Origin of the sequence: Actinomadura logoneensis (genome assembly GCF_003428695.1) — a bacterium.
GTDB classification, from domain to species: Bacteria; Actinomycetota; Actinomycetes; order Streptosporangiales; family Streptosporangiaceae; genus Spirillospora; species Spirillospora logoneensis.
Window position 1 is genome coordinate 1 of sequence record NZ_QURH01000641.1, and the last position, 2,506, is coordinate 2,506.

Sequence of the window (2,506 nt, forward strand, 5' to 3'; positions counted from 1 at the left end):
CGGCGGCCACCCGGCCGCCGGGGGCGCGTTTCGGTGGTGTCGGCGACACGCCGGGGGGAGTGTTTCGCGACACACCGCGGGCCGTCCGCGAGTGCGCGGCGGCGGGACGGGGAGAGGCGCGGGGAGGCCCGAAAACGTGACCAAGATCATCTTTGGTGGGGGTGATGAGTGACGGGTTTCGGGGGTTTATGGGGGGAAAGTTGCGATCTTGGGTAAGTGTCCAGGTGGCGGGGGTCGGGGCCCCCGAGCGGGTCGAGTTGGGTACACTCTGTATTCAGGACACTCCAAGGAGTGATTTTCGTGATTTTGTGGCGGGTAAAACGGCACTTCACGTTGCCTTATGGGCCGTGAACTCGCTAGTTTCCCGTCCCGTCCGACTCCGTCGAGTGGAAACCTGAGGTGACCCGGCGTGGCTCTTCCGCCCCTAACCCCCGAACAGCGCGCCGCAGCCCTGGAGAAGGCTGCCAAGGCCCGCAAGGAGCGTGCCGAGGTTAAGAACCGGCTGAAGCACGGGGGGACCTCGCTCGCCGAGGTTCTCAAGGAGGGTCAGTCCGACGACGTCATCGGAAAGATGAAGGTGTCGGCTCTCCTGGAATCCCTGCCCGGTGTGGGCAAGGTCCGTGCGAAGCAGATCATGGAGCGTCTGGGCATCGCCGAGTCCCGCCGTGTGCGGGGCCTCGGCGCCAACCAGCGCGCCTCCCTGGAGCGTGAGTTCGGCGGCGGTGGAAACCGCTGACCCCCGATCCGCGAGCGGGCGCGACGGTGCTGCCGTCGCGGCCGGCCCGGGCCTGCCCGGTTCCGGCTCCACCTCGCTCAGCTCCGGTGCGCCCATGACCGCGCCGGACGGCTCCCAGCTGAAGCATGGTCGGCTCGCCCGTCGCCTCACGGTCCTCTCCGGGCCGTCGGGCGTCGGCAAGAGCACGGTCGTCGCCGAGATCCGGCGTGCCCACCCCGAGGTGTGGCTGTCGGTCTCGGTGACCACCCGGTCCCCCCGACCGGGTGAGATCGACGGCCTGCAGTACCACTTCGTCGACGACGCCGGTTTCGACCGGCTCGTCGCCGAGGGCGAGCTCCTCGAGTGGGCGGAGTTCGCGGGCAACCGCTACGGGACCCCGCGCCGCCCCGTCGAGGAGCGTCTCGCCCGCGGTGAGGCCGTCCTCCTGGAGATCGATCTCCAGGGGGCACGGCAGGTCCGGCGGACGATGCCGGCGGCCCGGCTGGTCTTCCTCGCCCCGCCCTCGTGGGACGAGCTGGTCCGGCGCCTCACCGGCCGCGGGACCGAGCCGCCGGACGTCATCGAACGCCGGCTCGCCGCCGCCAGGGTGGAACTCGCGGCCGAGAAGGAGTTCGACGTCACGCTGGTCAACACGTCCGTGCAGGATGTCGTGCACGAGCTGCTAGTCTTGATGGCTGTTCGTCAGTAAGCATCCGCGCCGCGCCCGCGCCGCCCCGCACCGGGGCGGTCCGACCGCGACGACGGTCATCTAGTGGAGGGCCACCGCGTGGCAGCCAGCAACGACGGCATCACCAACCCGTCCGTCGACGACCTGCTCGAGGTCGTCGACACCAAGTACGGTCTCGTGAGCATCGCGGCCAAGCGTGCCCGGCAGATCAACGCCTACTACGCCCAGCTGGGCGAGGGCCTGCTCGAGTACGTCGGCCCGCTCGTCGAGACCCAGGTTCAGGAGAAGCCGCTCTCGATCGCGCTCCGCGAGGTCCGCGAGGGCCTGCTCAAGGCCGAGCCCGTCGAGGGCTGACCCGGCGTCCGGCCCGCGGACCGCCGCGTCCTAGAGTCGCCCGTATGACAGCCCCCGACAAGCCCCGCGTGGTGCTCGGCGTCGCCGCCGGGATCGCCGCGTACAAGGTGTGCGAGCTGCTGCGACGGCTCACCGAGTCCGGCCACGACGTCACCGTCGTGCCGACCGAGGACGCCCTGCGCTTCGTGGGCGAGCCCACCTGGGCCGCCCTGTCCGGCAACCCCGTCTCCACCCGTGTGTGGGACGGGGTTTCCGGCGTTCCGCACGTGCGCATCGGGCAGACCGCCGACCTGGTGTTCGTCGCCCCGGCCACCGCGGACCTGCTCGCCCGCGCGGCGCACGGGCTGGCCGACGACCTGCTCACCAACACCCTGCTCACCGCGCACTGCCCGGTGGTGTTCGCGCCCGCGATGCACACCGAGATGTGGGAGCACCCCGCCACCCAGGCGAACGTGGCGACGCTCCGCGAGCGCGGCGCGATCGTCCTGGACCCGGCGTCCGGCCGTCTCACCGGCAAGGACACCGGCCGCGGCCGGCTTCCCGAGCCGTCCGAGCTCTTCGACGTCGCCCGGCACGTCCTCGCCCGCTGGCAGAAGGCCCGGGCCACCACCACCGGCACCGCCGCCGCCAATGCGGCGCCGGGCCCGACCGGTACGGTCGCCGACTCCGGCGGCCCCGAGACCGGCTCGGGCGTCGCGGCGGCCTGTCCCGCCGACGGGACCGGCGGTCCGGCGGGCGGGACGGTCGCC

The 2,506-nt window shown here is 71.9% G+C and carries 4 protein-coding genes; all 4 read left to right on the forward strand.

Annotated elements, in window-relative coordinates; all coding sequences use genetic code 11:
• The first annotated feature begins 409 nt into the window (after positions 1 to 409).
• Entirely contained in the window at positions 410 to 736 is a 327-nt protein-coding gene (gene mihF / locus DZF91_RS25020) for an integration host factor, actinobacterial type (protein WP_026411631.1), read from the forward strand.
• 94 nt (positions 737 to 830) lie between these two features.
• Positions 831 to 1,424: a guanylate kinase gene (gmk, locus tag DZF91_RS25025; RefSeq protein WP_117359692.1), complete on the forward strand. Its 594-nt coding sequence runs from the start codon at positions 831 to 833 to the stop codon at positions 1,422 to 1,424.
• Between the two features lie 78 nt (positions 1,425 to 1,502).
• Positions 1,503 to 1,757: a DNA-directed RNA polymerase subunit omega gene (gene rpoZ / locus DZF91_RS25030; RefSeq protein WP_117359693.1), complete on the forward strand. Its 255-nt coding sequence runs from the start codon at positions 1,503 to 1,505 to the stop codon at positions 1,755 to 1,757.
• 44 nt (positions 1,758 to 1,801) lie between these two features.
• Positions 1,802 to 2,506, forward strand: a 705-nt coding sequence (locus DZF91_RS25035; protein WP_328589208.1) for a flavoprotein, incomplete at its 3' end; no start/stop codon positions are given.